Source organism: Pseudomonas sp. DCB_BI (assembly GCF_026240995.1).
GTDB lineage: Bacteria > Pseudomonadota > Gammaproteobacteria > Pseudomonadales > Pseudomonadaceae > Aquipseudomonas.
Map to the genome: position 1 here is coordinate 113,837 of NZ_JAPFCG010000014.1, position 19,370 is coordinate 133,206.

Here is a 19,370-nt window from a genome sequence, read left to right on the forward strand (position 1 = left end):
AACGACTCCGAATCCTTTGACTCACAAACAGCCCCGCCCCATGACGGGGCGGGGCGGGAAAATGCCTGCGCCGGAACGCAAAGGGCGCATCATGTGGATGCGCCCGGGGACTGCTTACTCGACTTTGGTCTGTTCGCGCAGTCGGATGTGCAGCTCGCGCAGGGCCTTGGCGTCGACCAGGCCAGGGGCCTGGGTCATGACGCACGCAGCGCTCTGGGTTTTCGGGAAGGCGATCACTTCACGGATCGACTGGGCGCCGGTCATCAGCATGACCAGGCGATCCAGGCCGAAGGCCAGGCCACCGTGAGGCGGTGCACCGAACTTCAGGGCGTCGAGCAGGAAGCCGAACTTCTCTTCCTGTTCCGCTGCCTCGATGCCCAGCAGGCGGAATACTGCCTGTTGCATCTCTTTACGGTGGATACGGATCGAACCGCCACCCAGTTCGGTACCGTTCAGCACCATGTCGTAGGCACGCGACAGCGCGGTGGCCGGGTTGGCCTCGAGCTCTTCCGGGGTGCACTTCGGCGCGGTGAACGGGTGATGCAGCGCGGTGAAGCTGCCGTCTTCGTTCTCTTCGAACATCGGGAAGTCGACGACCCACATCGGCGCCCATTCGCAGGTCAGCAGCTCGAAGTCGTGACCCAGGCGGATACGCAGCGCGCCCAGGGCTTCGCTGACCACCTTGAACTTGTCGGCACCGAAGAACACGATGTCACCGTCAACGGCACCCACGCGGTCGAGGATGTTGTTGAGGTTGGCCTCAGGGATGTTCTTGACGATAGGCGACTGCAGGCCTTCGACACCCTTAGCGCGCTCGTTGACCTTGATGTAGGCCAGGCCCTTGGCACCGTAGATGCCCACGAACTTGGTGTACTCGTCGATCTTGCTGCGCGGCATGCTGGCACCGCCTGGCAGACGCAGGGCGGTCACACGGCACTTCGGATCGTTGGCCGGGCCGGCGAACACCTTGAAGTCGACATCCTTCAGCTGGTCGGCAACGTCGACCAGTTCCAGCGGGTTACGCAGGTCTGGCTTGTCGGAACCGTAGCGGCGCATGGCTTCTTCGAAGGTCATGTGCGGGAATTCGCCGAATTCCAGGTCGAGCACTTCCTTGAACAGCTTGCGGATCATGCTTTCGGTCAGGCCCATGATCTCGCTTTCATCGAGGAAGCTGGTCTCGATGTCGATCTGGGTGAATTCTGGCTGGCGGTCGGCACGCAGGTCTTCGTCACGGAAGCACTTGGCGATCTGGTAGTAGCGGTCGAAGCCGGCGACCATCAGCAGCTGCTTGAACAGCTGGGGCGACTGCGGCAGGGCGAAGAAGCTACCGGCATGGGTACGGCTTGGGACCAGGTAGTCGCGCGCGCCTTCCGGAGTGGCACGGGTGAGGATCGGCGTTTCGACGTCGAGGAAGCCGTTGTCATCCATGAAGCGACGGATGCTGCTGGTGATGCGCGAACGCAGGCGCAGCTTTTCAGCCATTTCCGGGCGACGCAGATCGATGAAGCGGTAACGCAGGCGGGTTTCCTCACCGACGTCGGAGTACTCGTTCAGCGGGAACGGCGGGGTTTCCGCCTCGTTGAGCACGGTCAGCTGGTAGCCGAGGATCTCGATGGCACCGGAGGCCATGTTGGCATTCACTGCACCTTCAGGGCGCTTGCGGACCTTGCCGGTGATCTGTACGACGTATTCGCTGCGCACGCGGTCGGCGGCGGCGAAGGTTTCGGCGCGATCCGGGTCGAACACGACCTGGGCCATGCCTTCGCGGTCACGGATGTCGAGGAAGATCACCCCGCCGTGGTCGCGGCGACGATGGACCCAGCCGCAAAGGGTGACTTCCTGGCCGTCCAGGCTCTCGTTCAGTTGGCCGCAATAATGGCTGCGCATCATGATGGTGGTTTCGCTTCTCGTGATTCGTGTATTCGGTGGAGGCCTTGGCCGCCCAGAGGGCTAATACTGCAAGACCCGGTCACAGCATTCAACTCAGTCGGCCTTGTCGCCGCCTGCCAGATTCTTTTTCGCCCCGGTCTTGAAGTCGGTTTCGTACCAACCATTTCCGCTCAGGCGAAAGCCTGGCACCGACAGCAGCTTCTTCAGCGCTGGCGCCTGACAGGCCGGGCAATCGGTCAGCGGCGCGGCGCTGATCTTCTGCAGCACTTCCATGCGGTGCTCGCAGGATGCACATTGATAGTCATAAAGGGGCATGGGTGTCTCTCGTCAACCACAACGCTGGCTGCCGGGGCAGCAAAAAGCGGGATTATATATGGTTAACAGGCACTGCGCAGCCCGCCCGGCGATCAACGCACACTTGGCGGGTCTTGCAGCCATGCCACGCAGATTACCCGGATCAACCCGCTGAAATTGCGCACTCCACCCTGGCGCAGGTGGACCTCGCGGTCTACGTAGGACAACACCGCACTGACCGAGCAGCGGTTGGCGGCGGCGATGCGCTCGAGAATGCCCCAGTAGACGGCCTCCAGGCGCAGGCAGGTGGAAAAGCCGTTGAGCCGCACCGAGCGCGACACTGGCTGGGTCTGCAACATGTCTAAATCCGCCTTGAACGGATCAATGCACTGTTTTCCCGGCCAACTGCCCTGGCCAGCCACACGCTTGCTCGCTTGCATCATGCGCCACACTTCCTCGTCACAGGTACCAGGTGGCCTATGAAGCGCTGACGGGCGCGCTTAAAGCAGCGGCAAAATGTTCCTGCACAAAAAGCAAAACCTGCCGGATTGTCACACCTTTGGGCAGGTTGACCAGGCTGGAGCAACTGGCTTGCTCACTTTCTAGAATCCGGGCATCCCTGTGGGAGCGGGCTTGCCCCGCGAACACGGGCAAAGCCCGTGCCATCCATCGCAGCGCCTGCTTCGCGGGCAAACCCGCCCCCACAGGGTTACATTCACCCGAACAATTACTTGCCGTCGAGCAGCACCCGCAGCATCCAGGCGGTTTTCTCGTGCACCTGCATGCGCTGGGTCAGCAGGTCGGCAGTCGGCTCGTCACTGACCTTGTCCACCACCGGGAAAATGCTGCGAGCGGTACGCACCACGGCTTCCTGCCCCTGCACCAGCTGGCGGATCATCTCTTCCGCAGCCGGCACTCCTTCCTCCTCCTTGATCGACGAGTGCCGCGCATAGAATGCGTACGACCCCGGTGCCGGAAAGCCGAGCGCACGGATCCGCTCGGCGATCGAGTCGACCGCCAGTGCCAGTTCGGTGTACTGCTCTTCAAACATCAGGTGCAAGGTGCGGAAGGACGGGCCGGTGACGTTCCAGTGAAAGTTATGGGTTTTCAGATACAGCACGTAGGTATCCGACAACAGGCGGGACAGCCCATCGACGATGGACTTGCGATCTTCTTCACTGATACCGATATCGATTGCCATGAAGTTCCCCTTTCCATAAGGCTTGAGACTCAAGCGGGCGCCGACCACTGTAGCAACACTTGGCGCATGCCGCATGTGACATGGCGCAACACATCGGCCGCCGGGCGGCCCGCGGTTTGAGTAGCCTGCGGCTTTACTGTTAAATAGGCAGCGTGCCACCCGTGCGGACTGTCATTGCCGGGTGCATAGGCTGGCTTGCCACGTGTTCGCGCTCTACACCTCATGCGCACCGTGCTGCCAGCTCTTCCTGTGATCGGCCTAATCAACTGTGAGCCAACCCCATGTTCAAGATCGTCCATCTGGTGACGGGCGTGGCAGCCTTGCTGCTATCGCTCATACCCAGTCTGAAAACCGATGCAACACCCTTCCTGCAGCAACCCGACGCGGTCTACCTGGCCTTGCTAGGCCTGCTCAACCTGGTCCTGGCACCGGTCGTGCCTCTGTATTACCGCGGCGCGCGCCAGCAACTGCAACACCTGGCATGCGCCCTGTTGGTGGTGGCCGTGGTACTGCAGACCCTGACCCTGCTGGCGCGCCCGGAAATGGGCAACCTGGCGGCGCTGGTCTGCGCCACGCTGGCCGTAGCCCTGCACCTGGCGGTGGGTTTTGCCCGCAGCCCGCGCAAGGCACGCAGCGCCCAGCACGCAGCACAAGATGTCGGCAACCGGGATACCGGTACGGTGAAGTGGTTCAACACGTCGAAAGGCTTCGGCTTCATTTCCCGCGATTCGGGCGATGACATCTTCGTGCACTTCCGCGCCATTCGCGGCGAGGGCCACCGCATCCTGGTCGAAGGCCAGCGCGTGGAGTTCTCGGTGATGCACCGCGACAAAGGCCTGCAGGCAGAAGACGTGGTGGCAGTTACCCGCCGCTGACGACGCCAGCGGCGACCAACCAGCCCTCACAGGTATTGCGCAGGCTTTGAGCGCGGCGCAATACCTGTGGACGGTGCCTCGCATCAGTAATGCGGCGGCGGCGCTTCTTCCCCTTCGCTGCCGTACTGGCCAACCATCTCTTCGTAACGTTTGATCAGCTCGGCCATCTGCATTTGCAGGCGCTCGATCACCCGCCCTTGCTCGACCACCACGTCATTCAACGCCTGGATCGTGTCATCCTGGAACGCCTGGCGGGTTTCCAGTTCGACCATACGCATTTCCAGCGACATCTCAGGCCTCCTGATAGCCGGCAAGCTGCAGCCCGCGCAGGCGCTGGCGAATGGCTTGCAACTGGGCATCGGTGTACGCCACAGCCGGGCATTTGCCCCAAACCGGTGCCGGCCAGGCAGCATCGTCACGCCGACGCACGATCACATGCATGTGCAACTGGCTGACCACATTGCCCAGGGTGGCCACATTCATCTTGTCGGCGCCGTAGCTGACCTTCAGCGCTTCTGCCAGCAGGGTGGTTTCCTGCCACAACTGCTGCTGCTCGGCCGCCTCCAGCTCGAACAGTTCACTGATGCCGGCGCGCTTGGGCACGAGGATGAACCAGGGGTAATTGGCATCCTTGCTCAGCAGCAATTGGCACAGCGCAAACTCCCCCAGCACCAGAGAATCCTGCTGCAATCGCGAATCGAGGATGAACACGGGTTATCTCCTTCAGGCAAAACCATCCCGCTTCAGGCGGAAAACAGGGCTGCAAGGATACCTTGCACGTTCCCGGTAACACAGCGCTACTTTTCGCACCAAAATGAGGCCGACTGTCCACGCTCTCCACACTTGCGACCACACAAAACACTACGGATGAAGAAATTGCGGTAACACCTTGACTTGCATGGCAGCTTTTTAAATTTTAATGATTCTCGACACCAACACGCCCTCAACCAGCCCTCACCCCGTGTTTACGGCACTTTCCGACCCCCGGTAGCAGGTTTTGTGAAAATTTCATGAACTGTTGCGAATTTTGAGCACGCTTGTTGCATTCCCTTCACGCCAAGTCGGCACGACATCTGCAACGTCAGATGCACGCGACAAATGACAACAGCGGCATTGGTTACCAGGGAATTTTCTGCCCCGGATCGGTAGTTACAAGTTCGTTACGGTGAAAGGTACAGCGTTGGGGTTGTACAACCCTTGAACCGAGGCGTGATTTGCGACATGGAAATACCTAAAAGCGACATGGTGAAAAAGTTCCGCAAAGAGTACTTATAGCCATATCGCCAACAACAGTCAGCGTGCTATACATTTTCGCCGACATAACAAGAAAGAGCTGCCCCATATAACTAAAACACATGGACGCAGCGGTACTCTTCCTAAAAACCAAAGGAGCAAATCACGATGCGCGTGATGAAGTGGAGCATGATCGCCCTGGCCGTTTCGGCAGGGACCTCGCAGTTGGCAATGGCCTCGGCACAGGACGAGTCCAAAGGTTTCATCGAAGACAGCAAGCTGAGCGTCAAGACCCGCATGCTGTATTTCAGCCGTGACTTCCGCAACAACGAAGGCGGTCAGAGCCGCCGTGAAGAAACCGGCCTGGGCTTCGTCGGCACCTTCGAGTCCGGCTTCACCCAAGGCACCGTGGGTGTAGGTGTCGACGCCATCGGCATGCTCGGCCTGAAACTGGACAGCGGCAAGGGTCGCGCCAATACCGGCCTGTTCCCGACCGGTTCCGACGGCCGTTCGCAGGATGACTACTCCAAGGGCGGCGGCGCGGTCAAATTCCGCATCTCCGACACCGTGCTGAAAGTGGGTGACCAGTTCACCGCGCTGCCGGTCTTCGCCACCGATGACAGCCGCCTGCTGCCAGAAATCGCCCAGGGCACCTTGATCACCAGCAACGAGATCGAAGGGCTGACCCTGCACGCTGGCCATTTCACCAGCCTGACTGCCCAAGAACAAACCAACCGCGACAGCTTCGGCCTGAAAGAAGCCAACGTGGTCGGTGGCACCTACGCCTTCACCGACAACCTCAGCACCAGCCTGTACTACTCGAAGGTTGAAGACTACTGGCGCAAATACTACGCCAACGTCAACTGGGCGATGCCAATCTCCGACAACCAAGGCCTGGTGTTCGACTTCAACATCTACGACACCAAGAGCGAAGGCTCTGCCGAGTACCGCGCCTTCGATGGCGACAAGCTGGACAACCGCGCGTTCAGCCTGTCGGGCGCCTACAACATCGGCGCTCACACCTTCACCCTGGCCTACCAGAAAGTCACCGGCGACGGCGATTATGGTTATGGTATCGACGGTGGCGGCACCATCTTCCTGGCCAACTCCGTGGCTCGTTCCGACTTCAACGCCGAAGACGAGAAATCCTGGCAGGCTCGCTACGACCTGAACTTTGCCGAATACGGCATTCCAGGCCTGACCTTCATGACCCGTTATGTACGTGGTACCGACGCCAACGTCGCTGGCACCAGCAACGGCAAAGAATGGGAACGCGACGTCGACATCAAGTACGTGCTGCAGGAAGGCCCGGCGAAAGACCTGAGCTTCCGCGTGCGTCAGGCCACCTACCGTTCTTCCGATGGCGTTTACTACGATTCCCCATCGATCGACGAACTGCGCCTGATCGTGGAGTACCCGCTGAGCATCCTGTAAGCCTGGCTTGCAGTGCCCCGCACCTGAAAAAGCCCGGCGATCACGCCGGGCTTTTTCTTGGCTGACAAGTGTCACCGCCTGGGGCATCCTGTACGCCTTCGTTTCCCCCCCGTACAATGCGGGGCTATTTCAACGTCTTAGGCAATCGACACGGCTAACCATGCGCACCAGTCAATATTTGCTCGCCACCCAGAAAGAAACCCCTGCCGACGCAGTGGTCATCAGCCATCAGCTCATGCTGCGTGCTGGCATGATCCGCAAACTGGCCTCCGGCCTGTACACCTGGCTGCCGATGGGCTTGCGGGTAATGCGCAAGGTCGAGGCCGTGGTGCGTGAGGAAATGAACGCCGCCGGCGCCCTGGAAGTGCTGATGCCGAGCATCCAGCCTGCCGAACTGTGGCAGGAGTCCGGTCGTTGGGAGCAATACGGCCCCGAGCTGCTGCGCCTGAAGGACCGCCATCAGCGCGACTTCTGCGTTGGCCCTACCCACGAAGAAGTGATCACCGACCTGGCCCGTAACGAGCTGTCCAGCTATAAACAGCTGCCGCTCAACATGTACCAGATCCAGACCAAGTTCCGTGACGAAATCCGCCCGCGCTTCGGCCTGATGCGCGGCCGCGAGTTCATCATGAAGGACGCCTACTCGTTCCATGCCGATCAGGCTTCCCTGCAGGAAACCTACGACCGCATGCACCAGGCGTACAGCAACGTGTTCACCCGCCTGGGCCTGGACTTCCGCCCAGTGCAGGCCGATACCGGCTCGATCGGTGGCAGCTACTCGCACGAGTTCCACGTACTGGCCGAGTCCGGCGAAGACGACGTGATCTTCAGCGACAGCTCCGACTACGCCGCCAACATCGAGAAGGCCGAAGCCATCCCGCGTGAAACCGTGCGCCCAGCCCCTACCGAGGAGCTGCGCCTGGTCGACACCCCGAATGCCAAGACCATCGCCCAGTTGGTGGAGCACCACGGCCTGCCGATCGAAAAGACCGTCAAGACTCTGATCGTGCGCGGCGCCGAAGAAGGCAAGCTGATTGCCCTGATCGTCCGTGGCGACCACGAACTGAACGAAATCAAGGCCACCAAGCTGGAACAGGTTGCCGAACCGTTGGTCATGGCTACCGAAGCCGAACTGCGCGACGCCATTGGCGCCGGTGCCGGCTCGCTCGGCCCGCTCAACCTGCCACTGGAAATCATCATCGACCGCTCGGTTGCCCTGATGAGCGACTTCGGCATTGGCGCCAACATCGACGACAAGCACTACTTCGGCGTCAACTGGGAGCGCGACCTGCCGGTACCACAGGTTGCCGACCTGCGTAACGTGGTCGAAGGCGACCCAAGCCCGGACGGCCAGGGCACCCTGGTGATCAAGCGCGGCATTGAAGTGGGCCACATCTTCCAGCTGGGTACCAAGTACAGCGAGGCACTGAAGTGCCAGGTGCTGGGCGAGAACGGCAAGCCGGTGGTTCTGTCGATGGGCTGCTACGGCATCGGTGTTTCCCGCGTGGTCGCCGCTGCCATCGAGCAGAGCTATGACGACAAGGGCATCATCTGGAACGACGCCCTGGCCCCGTTCCAGATCGCTCTGGTACCGCTGCGCTATGAAACCGAGGTGGTCCGCGAGGCAACCGACAAGCTGTACGCCGAATTGACTGCTGCCGGCTTCGAAGTGCTGCTGGACGACCGCGACAAGAAGACCAGCCCAGGCATCAAGTTTGCCGACATGGAGCTGATCGGTATCCCGCACCGCATCGTCGTCAGCGATCGCGGCCTGGCCGAAGGCAACCTGGAGTACAAGCACCGCACCGAGCAGGACGCCCAGGCGTTGCCGCTCGATGAAGTGCTGACCTTCCTGCAGGCCCGCGTTCGCCGCTGATAACCAATGCACGAGTGATCATGTACAAGCGAAGTACCTTTACCCTTGGGGGGGCCGCACTGTGCGGCGCCCTGCTCGTCAGCGGCTGCGCCAACCAGATGTCCCAGCGCAGCGACCATGAGGAGCGCGTCGAGCGCAAACTGCTCGAGCACACCCTGCAGATCGATGTCGGCGAGCCGAAGGTGATGGAGCTTCCGCAACGGCGTGTGCGCGTGCACGAGCAAAAGCGCTTCGAAGTCACCGAGTTCGAAGTCACCCGCAGCTACGACCGCTACACGCCTTACCAGCCCTGGCGGGAGGTCTACGAGATCCCGCTGGGCGCAGTGGCTGTGGTGGCGGGTGTCGGCGCCAACGTGGTCAACGTATTCGCCTTGGGCAACCTGCCGCAAAGCATCACCCACGATTGGTTGAGCTACGGCGTGGACGGGCTCAACCCGTTCATGAACGTGGCGTCCAACGGCCGTGCCCAGCAGAACCTGGCCGGTATCAGCGAGGTGCAGAAAGGCAAGCGCGAGGAGTCCACCAGCGTGCCCTGGAGCGAACGCCTGGTCGCGGTCAAGGCCGGCAAGATGACCCACGAACTGACTACCGACCGCAATGGCGTGCTGCGCCTGAACCTGCTCGACAGCCCGTTCTCCGAACAGAACCTCAACCACATCGGTACCTTGCACCTGCAGGTGCTCGACGAGGACAACGCAGTACGGGGCGACGCCAGCCTGCTGGTCAGCGCCAACCTGCGCAACAAGCTGCTCGAAGCCCATGAACTGATCTTCGATGACCTTGAAGATGACGATGTAGGCCAGTGGGTACACCGGGTCAAGCGCCTGTCAGAGCTGGGGCTTGAAGAAGAAGCCAGCGAAATGGAACAGAGCCTGATCGAACTGACCCGCAACGATCCGGAACTGCAGCAGGAGTTCTTGCAGTCGTTGACCAAGGCTACAGGGCGGCTGGTGGCTGATCCAGGGGTGCAATAACCCGGCTTTTCGCATAGTTTTGCGGGCTTGCGCGGTCGATGCAGCGGGGACCGCGCAAGTCGCCTTCTTTATATAGGCGGGAACAGCTCCAGCTGTTCATGCGCCCCGCGCAAGTCGCGCAACCTCACCCCCACCCCCAGCAAGCGCACCGGCTTGCTGCCGCGAGCGAACGCCTGGGCCAGCAACTGCCGATAACTCTCCAGATCCCGCCCCGCTCCCGCCTGCTCCATGGTGGTCTGGCTGAAATCATGGAACTTGACCTTGACGAACGGTTTGTCTGGCCGGTAACTGTTGTCCATGCGGGCAATACGCTCGTTTAGGCTGTCCAGCAACTCGGGCAGCCGCGCCAGGCAACTGGCCAGGTCCGGCAGGTCGGTGTCGTAGGTGTTTTCCACGCTGACCGACTGACGCCGGCTGTCGTTGTGTACCGCACGCTCATCGATACCCCGCGCCAGCCCCCACAAGCGCTCACCAAAACTGCCAAACTCGCGCACCAGCGCCAGCCGCGACCACTCACGCAACTCCAGGCAGGTTTCAATGCCCAGGCGGGTCAGTTTTTCCGCCGTCACCTTGCCCACGCCGTGCAACCTGGCCACTGGCAAGGCGGCGACGAACGCTTCCACTTCACCCGGCGTAATCACGAACAACCCGTTGGGCTTGCGCCAGTCGCTGGCGATCTTGGCCAAGAACTTGTTCGGCGCCACCCCCGCCGACACGGTGATATGGAGGGTGCGCGCCACACGCCGGCGAATATCCTCGGCAATGCGTGTGGCACTGCCGGCATACCACTGGCTTTCGCTCACATCCAGATAGGCCTCATCCAGCGACAAAGGCTCGATCAGCTCGGTGTAGTCGCGAAAGATGGTGTGGATTTCCCGCGAGGCCTCACGGTAGGCTTCGAAACGCGGCTTGACGATCAACAGGTCGGGGCACAGTTTCAGTGCATGCCGCGACGACATCGCCGAGCGCACACCGTAGGCACGCGCTTCATAGTTACAGGTGGCGATCACCCCACGATTCTCGGGCGAGCCACCCACCGCCATGGGCCGCCCGGCCAGGCGCGGGTCGTCACGCATCTCGATCGCGGCATAAAAGCAATCGCAGTCGACGTGGATGATCTTGCGCAAGGACATGGATGACCGTCAGCACTGTAAATTCATACAGATAGTATCGCATGCGTCCTGTTTTGAAACAGCTCAGCGGCCCCGCCTGGCGATAATCGGCCTGAAAGCCCCGCCCTGCCTGAGTTGGACCCGGTTATAGAGCGCTAAGGGATTGAACAAAAAAGGATTTTCCAAAGTATTTGCTTGACATCGTGGAGCAAATCCGTAGAATTCGATCTCACAGGCGCGGGATGGAGCAGCCTGGTAGCTCGTCGGGCTCATAACCCGAAGGTCGTCGGTTCAAATCCGGCTCCCGCAACCAGATTCGAGAAAAGGCCACTGTTAACGCAGTGGCCTTTTTCTTTGTCTGCAGAAACTACCTGCTGGTAAAAAAGCGTTGAAAATCAAACATTAGCGCTTGACACCCAAGCTACAAACTGTAGAATTCGCCCCACTGACGCGGGATGGAGCAGCCTGGTAGCTCGTCGGGCTCATAACCCGAAGGTCGTCGGTTCAAATCCGGCTCCCGCAACCAGATTCAAGATAAGGCCACTGTTAACACAGTGGCCTTTTTCTTTGCCTGCGGAAAACTGCAGCAAAAAAACATGGGTAAATAAACACTTGGCGCTTGACACACAATCACCAAGCTGTAGAATGCGCACCTCTGACGCGGGATGGAGCAGCCTGGTAGCTCGTCGGGCTCATAACCCGAAGGTCGTCGGTTCAAATCCGGCTCCCGCAACCATATTCGTCAGAACAAACCCCGCCTGTGTAACAGCAGCGCGGGGTTTGTTGTTTCTACCCTTCCTGCTTTTCGCCCCCCGATTTTGCCCGCCGTCCAGCCAACCCGCAGGCTTGAGGCGTCACACCCAGGATGAACTATCTTTAACCCTGCCAGGCCCCCGAAAGCGCCTGAGCCCGGAGTAACATTGGATACGTTTTCCAAAGGGACTTTCACTTGGCCGCACCTTTCCTTCACCTCGCGCTGCATGCCCGGGGCCACTCATGACTTCCCACAATCCCGAACCTCCGGTGCCACTCGCCTCGGCACTGCCGGGTGCTGTGCAGCGCCTGCCCTGGCTTGAACGCCTGAGCCGCTACCGCCAGCCCATCGGCCTGGTGGTGACCCTGGTGCTGTTCACCATGGGGTTGATTGCCTGCCGCCACCTGCTGAGCGAACTCGACATCTATGCCCTGCACGATGCCATGCTTAGCGTGCCCGCACAGTCGTTGCTCGGCGCCTTCGTGGCGACCGTGTTGGGCTTCGTTATCCTGCTAGGTTACGAGTGGTCGGCCAGCCGCTATGCCGGGGTCAAATTGCCTGCACGCAGCCTGGTGCTGGGTGGTTTCAGCGCTTTTGCCATCGGCAATGCCATTGGCCTGTCGATGCTATCCGGCGGCTCAGTACGTTACCGTCTGTATGCGCGCCAAGGCCTTGGTGCGGCGGAAGTCGCGCGCATGACCGTGTTTGCCAGCCTGTCGCTGGGCTGCGCGCTGCCGCCCCTGGCTGCCTTGGCAACCTTGAGCGACCTGCCGGCTGCCTCGACCGCGCTGGGTCTGCCAGCCGGCCTGTTGGCCGCTGTCGCCGGCACCGTGCTGGTAGCGTCTGCCCTGTTGGTGACTGGCTTGTATCGCCGGCGCCTGGCCGAACAGCCGCTGGCCAACAACCTGCTGGTACAACTTGGCCGGCGCACGCTGCGCCTGCCGGGGGCGCGCCTGGCTGCCCTGCAATTGCTGATCACTGCGCTGGATGTGGCGGCAGCCGCCACCGTGCTGTACCTGCTGCTGCCCGAAGCACCACCTTTCGGCGCGTTCGTGCTGGTTTACTTGCTGGCCTTGGCTGCGGGTGTGCTCAGCCACGTACCGGGCGGCGTCGGGGTGTTCGAAGCGATTCTGCTGGCAGCTTTTGCCGACCAACTCGGCGCGGCACCGCTGGCCGCTGCCCTGCTGCTGTACCGGTTGATCTACGTGGTACTGCCGCTGCTGCTGGCCTGTGTGCTGCTGCTGGCCAACGAAGCCCGGCGCCTGCTGTTCGCGCAACAGGCCATCAAGGCCGCCTCGGGGCTGGCCGCCCCCATCCTGTCGATTCTGGTGTTTCTGTCCGGCGTGGTGCTGCTGTTCTCTGGCGCCACCCCCGAAATCGACACCCGCCTGGAGCACATGGGCTTCCTTGTGCCACACCGGCTGATCGATGCCTCGCACTTCGGCGCCAGCCTGATCGGTGTGCTGTGCTTGCTGTTGGCCCAGGGCCTGCGCCGGCGCCTGTCTGCCGCCTGGCTGTTGACCACCGTGCTGTTGCTAGTCGGCGCCCTGCTGTCACTGCTCAAGGGCTTCGACTGGGAAGAGGCCTGCCTGCTGACCTTCACGGCTGCCCTGCTCGCCCTGTTCCGTCGCTCGTTCTACCGCCCCAGCCGCCTGTTGGAGCTTCCATTCTCGCCGGTCTTTCTGGTGGCCAGCGCCTGCGCAGTCGGCGCATCGGTGTGGTTGCTGCTGTTCGCCTACCAGGATGTCCCTTACAGCCATCAACTGTGGTGGCAGTTCACCCTCGATGCCGACGCGCCACGGGGCCTGCGCGCCGCCATGGGCAGTGCCTTGCTGCTGGCGGCCGTGGCGCTGACCTGGCTGCTGCGCACCGCGCCACCCGTTATCCACCTGCCTGATGAAGAAGAGCTGCAACGCGCCAACCGTATCCTGCTGGCTTCCGAGCAGCCCGACGGTGGCCTGGCGCTGACCGGCGACAAAGCGCTGCTGTTCCACCCACGTGACAACGCGTTCCTCATGTACGCCCGGCGCGGCCGCAGCCTGGTGGCGCTATACGACCCGATCGGGCCGGCCCAGGAGCGCGCCGAAATGATCTGGCAGTTCCGCGACCTGTGCGACCTGCACCACGCCCGACCGGTGTTCTACCAGGTGCGCGCCGAAAACCTGCCGTTCTACATGGACATCGGTCTGACCGCGCTCAAGCTGGGTGAAGAAGCCCGGGTCGACTTGCGCCGCTTCGACCTGGAAGCCAAGGGCAAGGAAATGAAGGACCTGCGCTACACCTGGAACCGCGGTGGCCGCGATGGCCTGAGCCTGGAAATCCACGAACCGGGGCATGCACCGCTGGCAGAGCTGAAGGAAATTTCCGATGCCTGGCTAGGCGGCAAGAACGTGCGCGAGAAAGGCTTTTCCCTGGGGCGCTTCAGCGCGGACTACCTGCAACACTTTCGCATCGCCCTGATTCGCTTCCAGGGCCACCCGGTGGCCTTCGCCAACCTGCTGGAAACCCATGGCAACGAACTGGCCAGCCTTGACCTGATGCGAGCGCACCCCGAGGCACCGAAGCTGACCATGGAGTTCATGATGATTGGCCTGATCCTGCACTACAAAAGCCATGAGTACGCGCGCTTCAGCCTGGGCATGGTACCGCTTTCCGGCCTGCAGCCGCGACGTGGCGCACCCTTGACCCAGCGCTTGGGGTCGATGGTGTTCCGCCGTGGCGAACAGCTTTACAACTTCCAGGGGCTAAGACGCTTCAAGGACAAATTCCAACCGGACTGGGAACCCCGCTACATGGCCGTGCCGGCCGGGCTTGACCCGCTGGTGGCACTGGCCGACACCGCCGCCCTGATCGCAGGCGGCTTGACTGGATTGGTGAAACGTTGATGACCCGACGCTTTTGGCTGTACTTGCTGGTTCCCCTGCTGATGGCTGCGCTGGGGGGCGCGCTGGCGTTCTGGCTGTGGACACGCCCGGCCCCCGAGGCGCGCTTGGAGCAACTCAGGATCGATGACACCAGCATCACCCGCGTTACACCTGGTGTACACCCGAAGGCCCGAGTGGCCATCGGCGTGCCCCAGGAGCAGGCCCTGACCGACAAGCAACTGATGGACCTGGCCCAGGCCGGTGAGGCCCAACTGGTGCAGGTGATCCTGCCGCCGAACGACTGCAGCAAGCAGCAGCAGGCCATGGACCATGCGCTGAGCCAGCTGCCGGAGAAACCTACGCTGGTCGCCGGTATCGGCCCCGGTGCCGCCCAGGCATGGCGCTGGCTGGCCAGTCAGAATGATGACAAGGCCCGGGCCATATCCGTGGACTTCACTGTCGAGCAACCTGGCTGCCAGGCGCCGCTGCCAAAATCCGCGGCCCATGGCCACTGGAACGTCGCCTGGAACGACAACCCGGATGACGCCAGCGCCGCTTTCGTGCGCGACCAGGCCAATGCCGAAACCAGCATCAGCGACTACGACATCCACCTGCCGCAAGTGCTCAAGTCGCAATTGACCCAGGCCCTGGTCGGTCACGACGGCAACGCCTTGGCCATCCCGGTAGTCGAAGTGCCGGCCGGGCAAACCACTGACACGGTCACCCTGTTCCTCTCCGGTGACGGCGGCTGGCGCGACCTGGACCGTGATGTTGCCGGCGAAATGGCCAAGCTGGGCTACCCGGTGGTAGGTATCGATACGCTGCGCTATTACTGGCAGCACAAGACGCCAGAACAAAGCGCGGCCGACCTGTCCGAGCTGATGCAGCATTACCGGCAAAAATGGGGCACCAAGCGTTTTGTACTGACCGGCTATTCGTTCGGCGCTGATGTGCTGCCGGCGATCTACAACCGCCTGCCGGTAGAGGACCAGCAACGTGTCGACGCGGTGATGTTGCTGGCGTTTGCCCGCAGCGGCAGCTTCGAGATCGAAGTCGAGGGCTGGCTGGGCAAAGAAGGCCAGGAAGCACCAACCGGGCCGGAAATGGCCAAGTTGCCGGCCTCCAAGGTGGTGTGCATATATGGCGTGGAAGAGACCGATGAAAGCGGTTGCACCGAAAAGACTGCGGTGGGTGAACGCCTGAAGCTGCCTGGGGGGCACCACTTTGATGAAAACTACCCGGCGCTGGCCAAGCGCTTGATTGGTGAGATCGAGACACGCCAGGGTAAATCCAGCGTCGCCGAACAGAACTGACAATGATTGACAGGGGCCGCTTTGCGGCCCCTTGGCAATCAGATCTCGACCTGGGTCCCCAGCTCGATCACCCGGTTCAGCGGCAGGTTGAAAAAGCGCAGGTTACCGTTGGCATTCTTCAGCAGGAACGCGAACAGGTTGCCACGCCAGCGCGACATCCCCTCCAGCCGTGAAGCGATCACCGTCTCGCGGCTGAGGAAGTAAGTGGTGCGCATCGGCGTGAAGTCGAGGTCATCCAGGTGACACAGCTTCAACGCCGCCGGCACATCTGGCTCATCCATGAAGCCAAAGTGCAGCAGCACGCGGAAGAACCCGTCACCATACGCCTCCACCTCAAAGCGTTCGTGCTCCGGTACGCGAGGCCGATCCTCGCTGACCACTGTCAGCAACACCACCTGGGTATGCAGCACCTGGTTGTGCAGCATGTTGTGCAACAACGCATGCGGCACGGCATCGGAGCGCGCGGTAAGGAACACCGCCGTGCCTTCGACCCGGTGCGGCGGCTGGATGCGGATACTGCTGATGAACAGCGGTAGCGGCAGGGCGCCTTCATCGATGCGCTCTACCAGGATCTGCTTGCCGCGCTTCCAGGTGCTCATCAACAGGAACAGCACACCCCCGGCCAACACCGGGAAGGCACCGCCCTGGAAGATTTTCGGCACGTTGGCGGCGAAGAACAGCCCATCGACGAACAGGAAACCTATCAGGATGGGCACCGCCAGCACCGGTGGCCACTTCCACAGCAGCAACATCACCGCCGACACCAGAACAGTGGTCATCAGCATGGTGCCCGTTACCGCCACCCCGTAGGCTGCCGCCAGGGCGCCAGACGATTCGAAGCCAATCACCAGCAGCACCACACCGACCATCAGCGTCCAGTTCACTGCACCGATGTAGATCTGCCCCTGTTCGTCACTGGAGGTGTGCTGGATATGCATGCGTGGGATGTAGCCCAGCTGGATGGCCTGGCGGGTCAGGGAGAAGGCACCGGAAATTACCGCCTGCGAAGCAATTACCGTGGCCAAGGTGGCCAGCCCCACCAATGGCAGCAGCGCCCAGCCCGGGGCCAGCAGGTAGAACGGGTTGCGCGCCGCCTCCGGGTTTTGCAGCAGCAAAGCGCCCTGGCCAAAATAGTTGAGCACCAGCGCCGGCAGCACCAGGATGAACCAGGCCCTGGCGATCGGCTTGCGGCCAAAGTGCCCCATGTCAGCGTACAGCGCCTCGGCACCGGTCAGCGCCAGCACCACCGCGCCGAGGATGGCCACGCCCATGCCCGGGTGCACCACAAAGAAGTTGACCGCCCAGCCGGGGTTGACGGCCTTGAGCACTTCAGGGGTCTGCGAGATGCCATGCACCCCCAACGCGCCCAGCACCACGAACCAGGTGACCATGATCGGGCCAAACAGCTTGCCGATCTTCTCGGTGCCGTGCTTCTGCACCAGGAACAGTGCCACCAGCACCACCAGCGAAATTGGCACTACCCAGTGGTCGATGCCGTCGAACGCCAGGCCCATGCCCTCCACCGCCGACAGCACCGACACCGCCGGGGTGATCATGCTGTCGCCATAGAACAGCGAAGCACCGATCAGGCCACAGATCACCATCAGCGTACGCAACCGCGGGTAGGCCGCCGTGGCCCGCCGCGCCAGCGCGGTCAGTGCCATGGTACCGCCCTCGCCTTGGTTGTCGGCGCGCAGGATGAACATCACATACTTGAACGACACCACCCACAACAGCGACCAAAGGATCAGCGACAGGATCCCCAGCACGCCATCATGGTTGACCGGCACCCCGTAACCGCCGGTGAAGACTTCCTTGAGGGTATACAGAGGGCTGGTGCCGATATCGCCATAAACCACCCCGACCGCTGCCACGAGCAGGCCCACGGACCGCGCCGCGCCCTGCTTCCCCTCGTGCCCGCCCTCAGCGTGACTGCTTGCCTGAACCATCGACCACTCCCGCAGACGGCCTTAACGGCCTTTAGTATTCACTTCGCCACCAGGCCCTCGACTGGACCTTGGCGCAACGGCGCGAAGCATAGCGCAGCGTTCGTCGTATTTCTGCTGGTCAAGCGACCGTGCGCTCGCTAGAATTGCGCACTTTTTGATCAGAGGCGCCAATAGCGCCCATCAAGATCGCCCCCGACTCCGGCCGGGCGACCTGCATTCAATACCGAGGTTAGTCATGTCCACCACGCCCGCCACCCCCAAGGTAGGTTTCGTAAGCCTGGGTTGCCCAAAAGCCCTGGTCGATTCCGAGCGCATCCTGACCCAGCTGCGCATGGAAGGCTATGAAGTCGTGCCCACCTACGAGGACGCCGACGTGGTGGTGGTCAACACCTGCGGCTTCATCGACAGCGCCAAGGCCGAATCGCTCGAAGTGATCGGCGAAGCGATCAAGGAAAACGGCAAGGTCATCGTCACCGGCTGCATGGGCGTCGAAGAAGGCAACATTCGTGACGTGCACCCAAGCGTGCTGTCGGTCACCGGTCCGCAGCAGTACGAGCAGGTGGTCAACGCAGTGCACGAGGTCGTGCCGCCGCGCCAGGACCACAACCCACTGATCGACCTGGTGCCGCCACAGGGCGTCAAGCTGACCCCGCGCCACTACGCCTACCTGAAAATTTCCGAAGGCTGCAACCACAGCTGCAGCTTCTGCATCATTCCGTCGATGCGCGGCAAGCTGGTCAGCCGCCCGGTGGGTGAAGTGCTGAGCGAGGCCGAGCGCCTGGTCAAGGCCGGGGTGAAGGAAATTCTGGTGATCTCCCAGGACACCAGTGCCTACGGCGTCGACGTCAAGTACAAGACCGACTTCTGGAACGGCCGCCCGGTCAAGACCCGCATGCTCGAACTGTGCGAAGCACTGAGCAGCCTGGGGGCCTGGGTCCGCCTGCACTATGTATACCCCTACCCGAACGTCGATGACGTGATCCCGCTGATGGCTGCCGGCAAGATCCTGCCGTACCTGGACATACCGTTCCAGCACGCCAGCCCGAAAGTGCTCAAGTCGATGAAGCGCCCGGCCTTCGAAGACCGCACCCTGGCGCGCATCAAGAACTGGCGCGAGCAGTGCCCTGAGCTGGTGATCCGCTCTACCTTCATCGTCGGCTTCCCGGGCGAGACCGAGGAAGACTTCCAGTACCTGCTGGACTGGCTGACCGAAGCCCAGCTCGACCGCGTGGGCTGCTTCCAGTACTCGCCGGTGGAAGGCGCCCCGGCCAACGACCTGGGCCTGGCCGAAGTACCGGACGACGTCAAGCAAGAGCGCTGGGACCGCTTCATGGCCCACCAGCAGGCCATCAGCACTGCCCGCCTGCAACTGCGCATCGGCAAGGAAATCGAGGTGCTGATCGACGAAGTGGAAGAACAAGGTTCGGTGGGCCGCAGCTTCTTCGATGCGCCGGAAATCGACGGCAGCGTGTTCATCGACGGCGACCACGGCTTCAAGCCAGGCGACAAAGTACGTTGCCGTGTGGTGGATGCCGACGAATACGACATGTGGGCCGAGCCTGTCTAAAAACGGTTGAAGCCTGAAAAGCCCCTGCCCCGGC

15 protein-coding genes and 3 tRNA genes are annotated in these 19,370 nt (G+C 61.8%); 10 read left to right on the forward strand and 8 right to left on the reverse strand.

What is annotated here, in order from left to right:
- Positions 1-114: 114 nt before the first annotated feature.
- The 4 genes from aspS to OO258_RS16650 all read right to left on the reverse strand — a co-directional run bounded on the left by aspS (position 115) and on the right by OO258_RS16650 (position 3,385).
- Entirely contained in the window at positions 115-1,890 is a 1,776-nt protein-coding gene (gene aspS / locus OO258_RS16635) for an aspartate--tRNA ligase (RefSeq protein ID WP_110743815.1), read from the reverse strand.
- A 93-nt stretch (positions 1,891-1,983) separates the two neighbouring features.
- Positions 1,984-2,205 carry an FmdB family zinc ribbon protein gene (locus OO258_RS16640; RefSeq protein WP_003254776.1) on the reverse strand — a complete coding sequence of 74 codons (222 nt, stop codon included), beginning with the start codon at positions 2,203-2,205 and terminating at the stop codon, positions 1,984-1,986.
- Between the two features lie 92 nt (positions 2,206-2,297).
- A complete protein-coding gene (locus OO258_RS16645; RefSeq protein ID WP_266031692.1) occupies positions 2,298-2,627 on the reverse strand; it encodes a ribbon-helix-helix domain-containing protein in 330 nt (109 codons plus the stop codon).
- Between the two features lie 284 nt (positions 2,628-2,911).
- The gene (locus OO258_RS16650) at positions 2,912-3,385 is read right to left on the reverse strand and encodes a Dps family protein (protein ID WP_110743817.1); all 474 of its coding nucleotides are present in this window, start codon (positions 3,383-3,385) and stop codon (positions 2,912-2,914) included.
- A gap of 281 nt (positions 3,386-3,666) precedes the next feature.
- Between OO258_RS16650 and OO258_RS27490 the strand changes: the two genes are divergently transcribed.
- On the forward strand, positions 3,667-4,260 hold the full coding sequence (locus tag OO258_RS27490; RefSeq protein ID WP_323054384.1) for a cold-shock protein: 594 nt from the start codon (positions 3,667-3,669) through the stop codon (positions 4,258-4,260).
- A gap of 83 nt (positions 4,261-4,343) precedes the next feature.
- On the opposite strand, the gene OO258_RS16660 is transcribed toward OO258_RS27490, so the two are convergent.
- Positions 4,344-4,550 (reverse strand): SlyX family protein, encoded by a 207-nt coding sequence (locus OO258_RS16660; RefSeq protein WP_110743819.1) that lies wholly within the window; start codon positions 4,548-4,550, stop codon positions 4,344-4,346.
- A gap of 1 nt (position 4,551) precedes the next feature.
- Entirely contained in the window at positions 4,552-4,971 is a 420-nt protein-coding gene (locus OO258_RS16665; protein WP_110743820.1) for an HIT family protein, read from the reverse strand.
- A 690-nt stretch (positions 4,972-5,661) separates the two neighbouring features.
- Here OO258_RS16665 and OO258_RS16670 point away from each other — a divergent pair.
- From OO258_RS16670 to OO258_RS16680, 3 genes are all read left to right on the forward strand, one after another.
- Positions 5,662-6,927 carry an OprD family porin gene (locus tag OO258_RS16670; RefSeq protein ID WP_110743821.1) on the forward strand — a complete coding sequence of 422 codons (1,266 nt, stop codon included), beginning with the start codon at positions 5,662-5,664 and terminating at the stop codon, positions 6,925-6,927.
- A gap of 160 nt (positions 6,928-7,087) precedes the next feature.
- A complete protein-coding gene (locus OO258_RS16675) occupies positions 7,088-8,803 on the forward strand; it encodes a proline--tRNA ligase (RefSeq protein ID WP_266031697.1) in 1,716 nt (571 codons plus the stop codon).
- Positions 8,804-8,823: 20 nt separating this feature from the next.
- Complete coding sequence (locus OO258_RS16680; RefSeq protein ID WP_266031699.1) at positions 8,824-9,777, forward strand: hypothetical protein; 954 nt, start codon at positions 8,824-8,826, stop codon at positions 9,775-9,777.
- Positions 9,778-9,845: 68 nt separating this feature from the next.
- Here OO258_RS16680 and dinB read toward each other — a convergent pair whose 3' ends face one another.
- A complete protein-coding gene (gene dinB, locus OO258_RS16685; RefSeq protein WP_177410719.1) occupies positions 9,846-10,904 on the reverse strand; it encodes a DNA polymerase IV in 1,059 nt (352 codons plus the stop codon).
- A 221-nt stretch (positions 10,905-11,125) separates the two neighbouring features.
- Between dinB and OO258_RS16690 the strand changes: the two genes are divergently transcribed.
- The 5 genes from OO258_RS16690 (at position 11,126) to OO258_RS16710 (ending at position 15,820) form a co-directional block, all read left to right on the forward strand.
- Positions 11,126-11,202 (forward strand) — tRNA-Met (locus OO258_RS16690).
- A gap of 136 nt (positions 11,203-11,338) precedes the next feature.
- Positions 11,339-11,415, forward strand: a tRNA-Met gene (locus OO258_RS16695).
- Positions 11,416-11,548: 133 nt separating this feature from the next.
- Positions 11,549-11,625 (forward strand) — tRNA-Met (locus tag OO258_RS16700).
- Between the two features lie 260 nt (positions 11,626-11,885).
- Positions 11,886-14,528, forward strand: coding sequence for a bifunctional lysylphosphatidylglycerol flippase/synthetase MprF (gene mprF / locus OO258_RS16705; protein ID WP_266031701.1), 2,643 nt, complete (start codon positions 11,886-11,888; stop codon positions 14,526-14,528).
- Positions 14,528-15,820 (forward strand): virulence factor family protein, encoded by a 1,293-nt coding sequence (locus OO258_RS16710; RefSeq protein ID WP_266031702.1) that lies wholly within the window; start codon positions 14,528-14,530, stop codon positions 15,818-15,820. Before mprF ends, OO258_RS16710 begins: the two co-directional genes overlap by 1 nt.
- Positions 15,821-15,858: 38 nt before the next feature.
- On the opposite strand, the gene OO258_RS16715 is transcribed toward OO258_RS16710, so the two are convergent.
- Positions 15,859-17,769 carry a potassium transporter Kup gene (locus OO258_RS16715; RefSeq protein WP_266031703.1) on the reverse strand — a complete coding sequence of 637 codons (1,911 nt, stop codon included), beginning with the start codon at positions 17,767-17,769 and terminating at the stop codon, positions 15,859-15,861.
- Positions 17,770-18,004: 235 nt separating this feature from the next.
- On the opposite strand from OO258_RS16715, the gene rimO reads away from it, so the two are divergent.
- Positions 18,005-19,336 carry a 30S ribosomal protein S12 methylthiotransferase RimO gene (gene rimO, locus OO258_RS16720; protein WP_110743828.1) on the forward strand — a complete coding sequence of 444 codons (1,332 nt, stop codon included), beginning with the start codon at positions 18,005-18,007 and terminating at the stop codon, positions 19,334-19,336.
- Positions 19,337-19,370 lie beyond the last annotated feature (34 nt).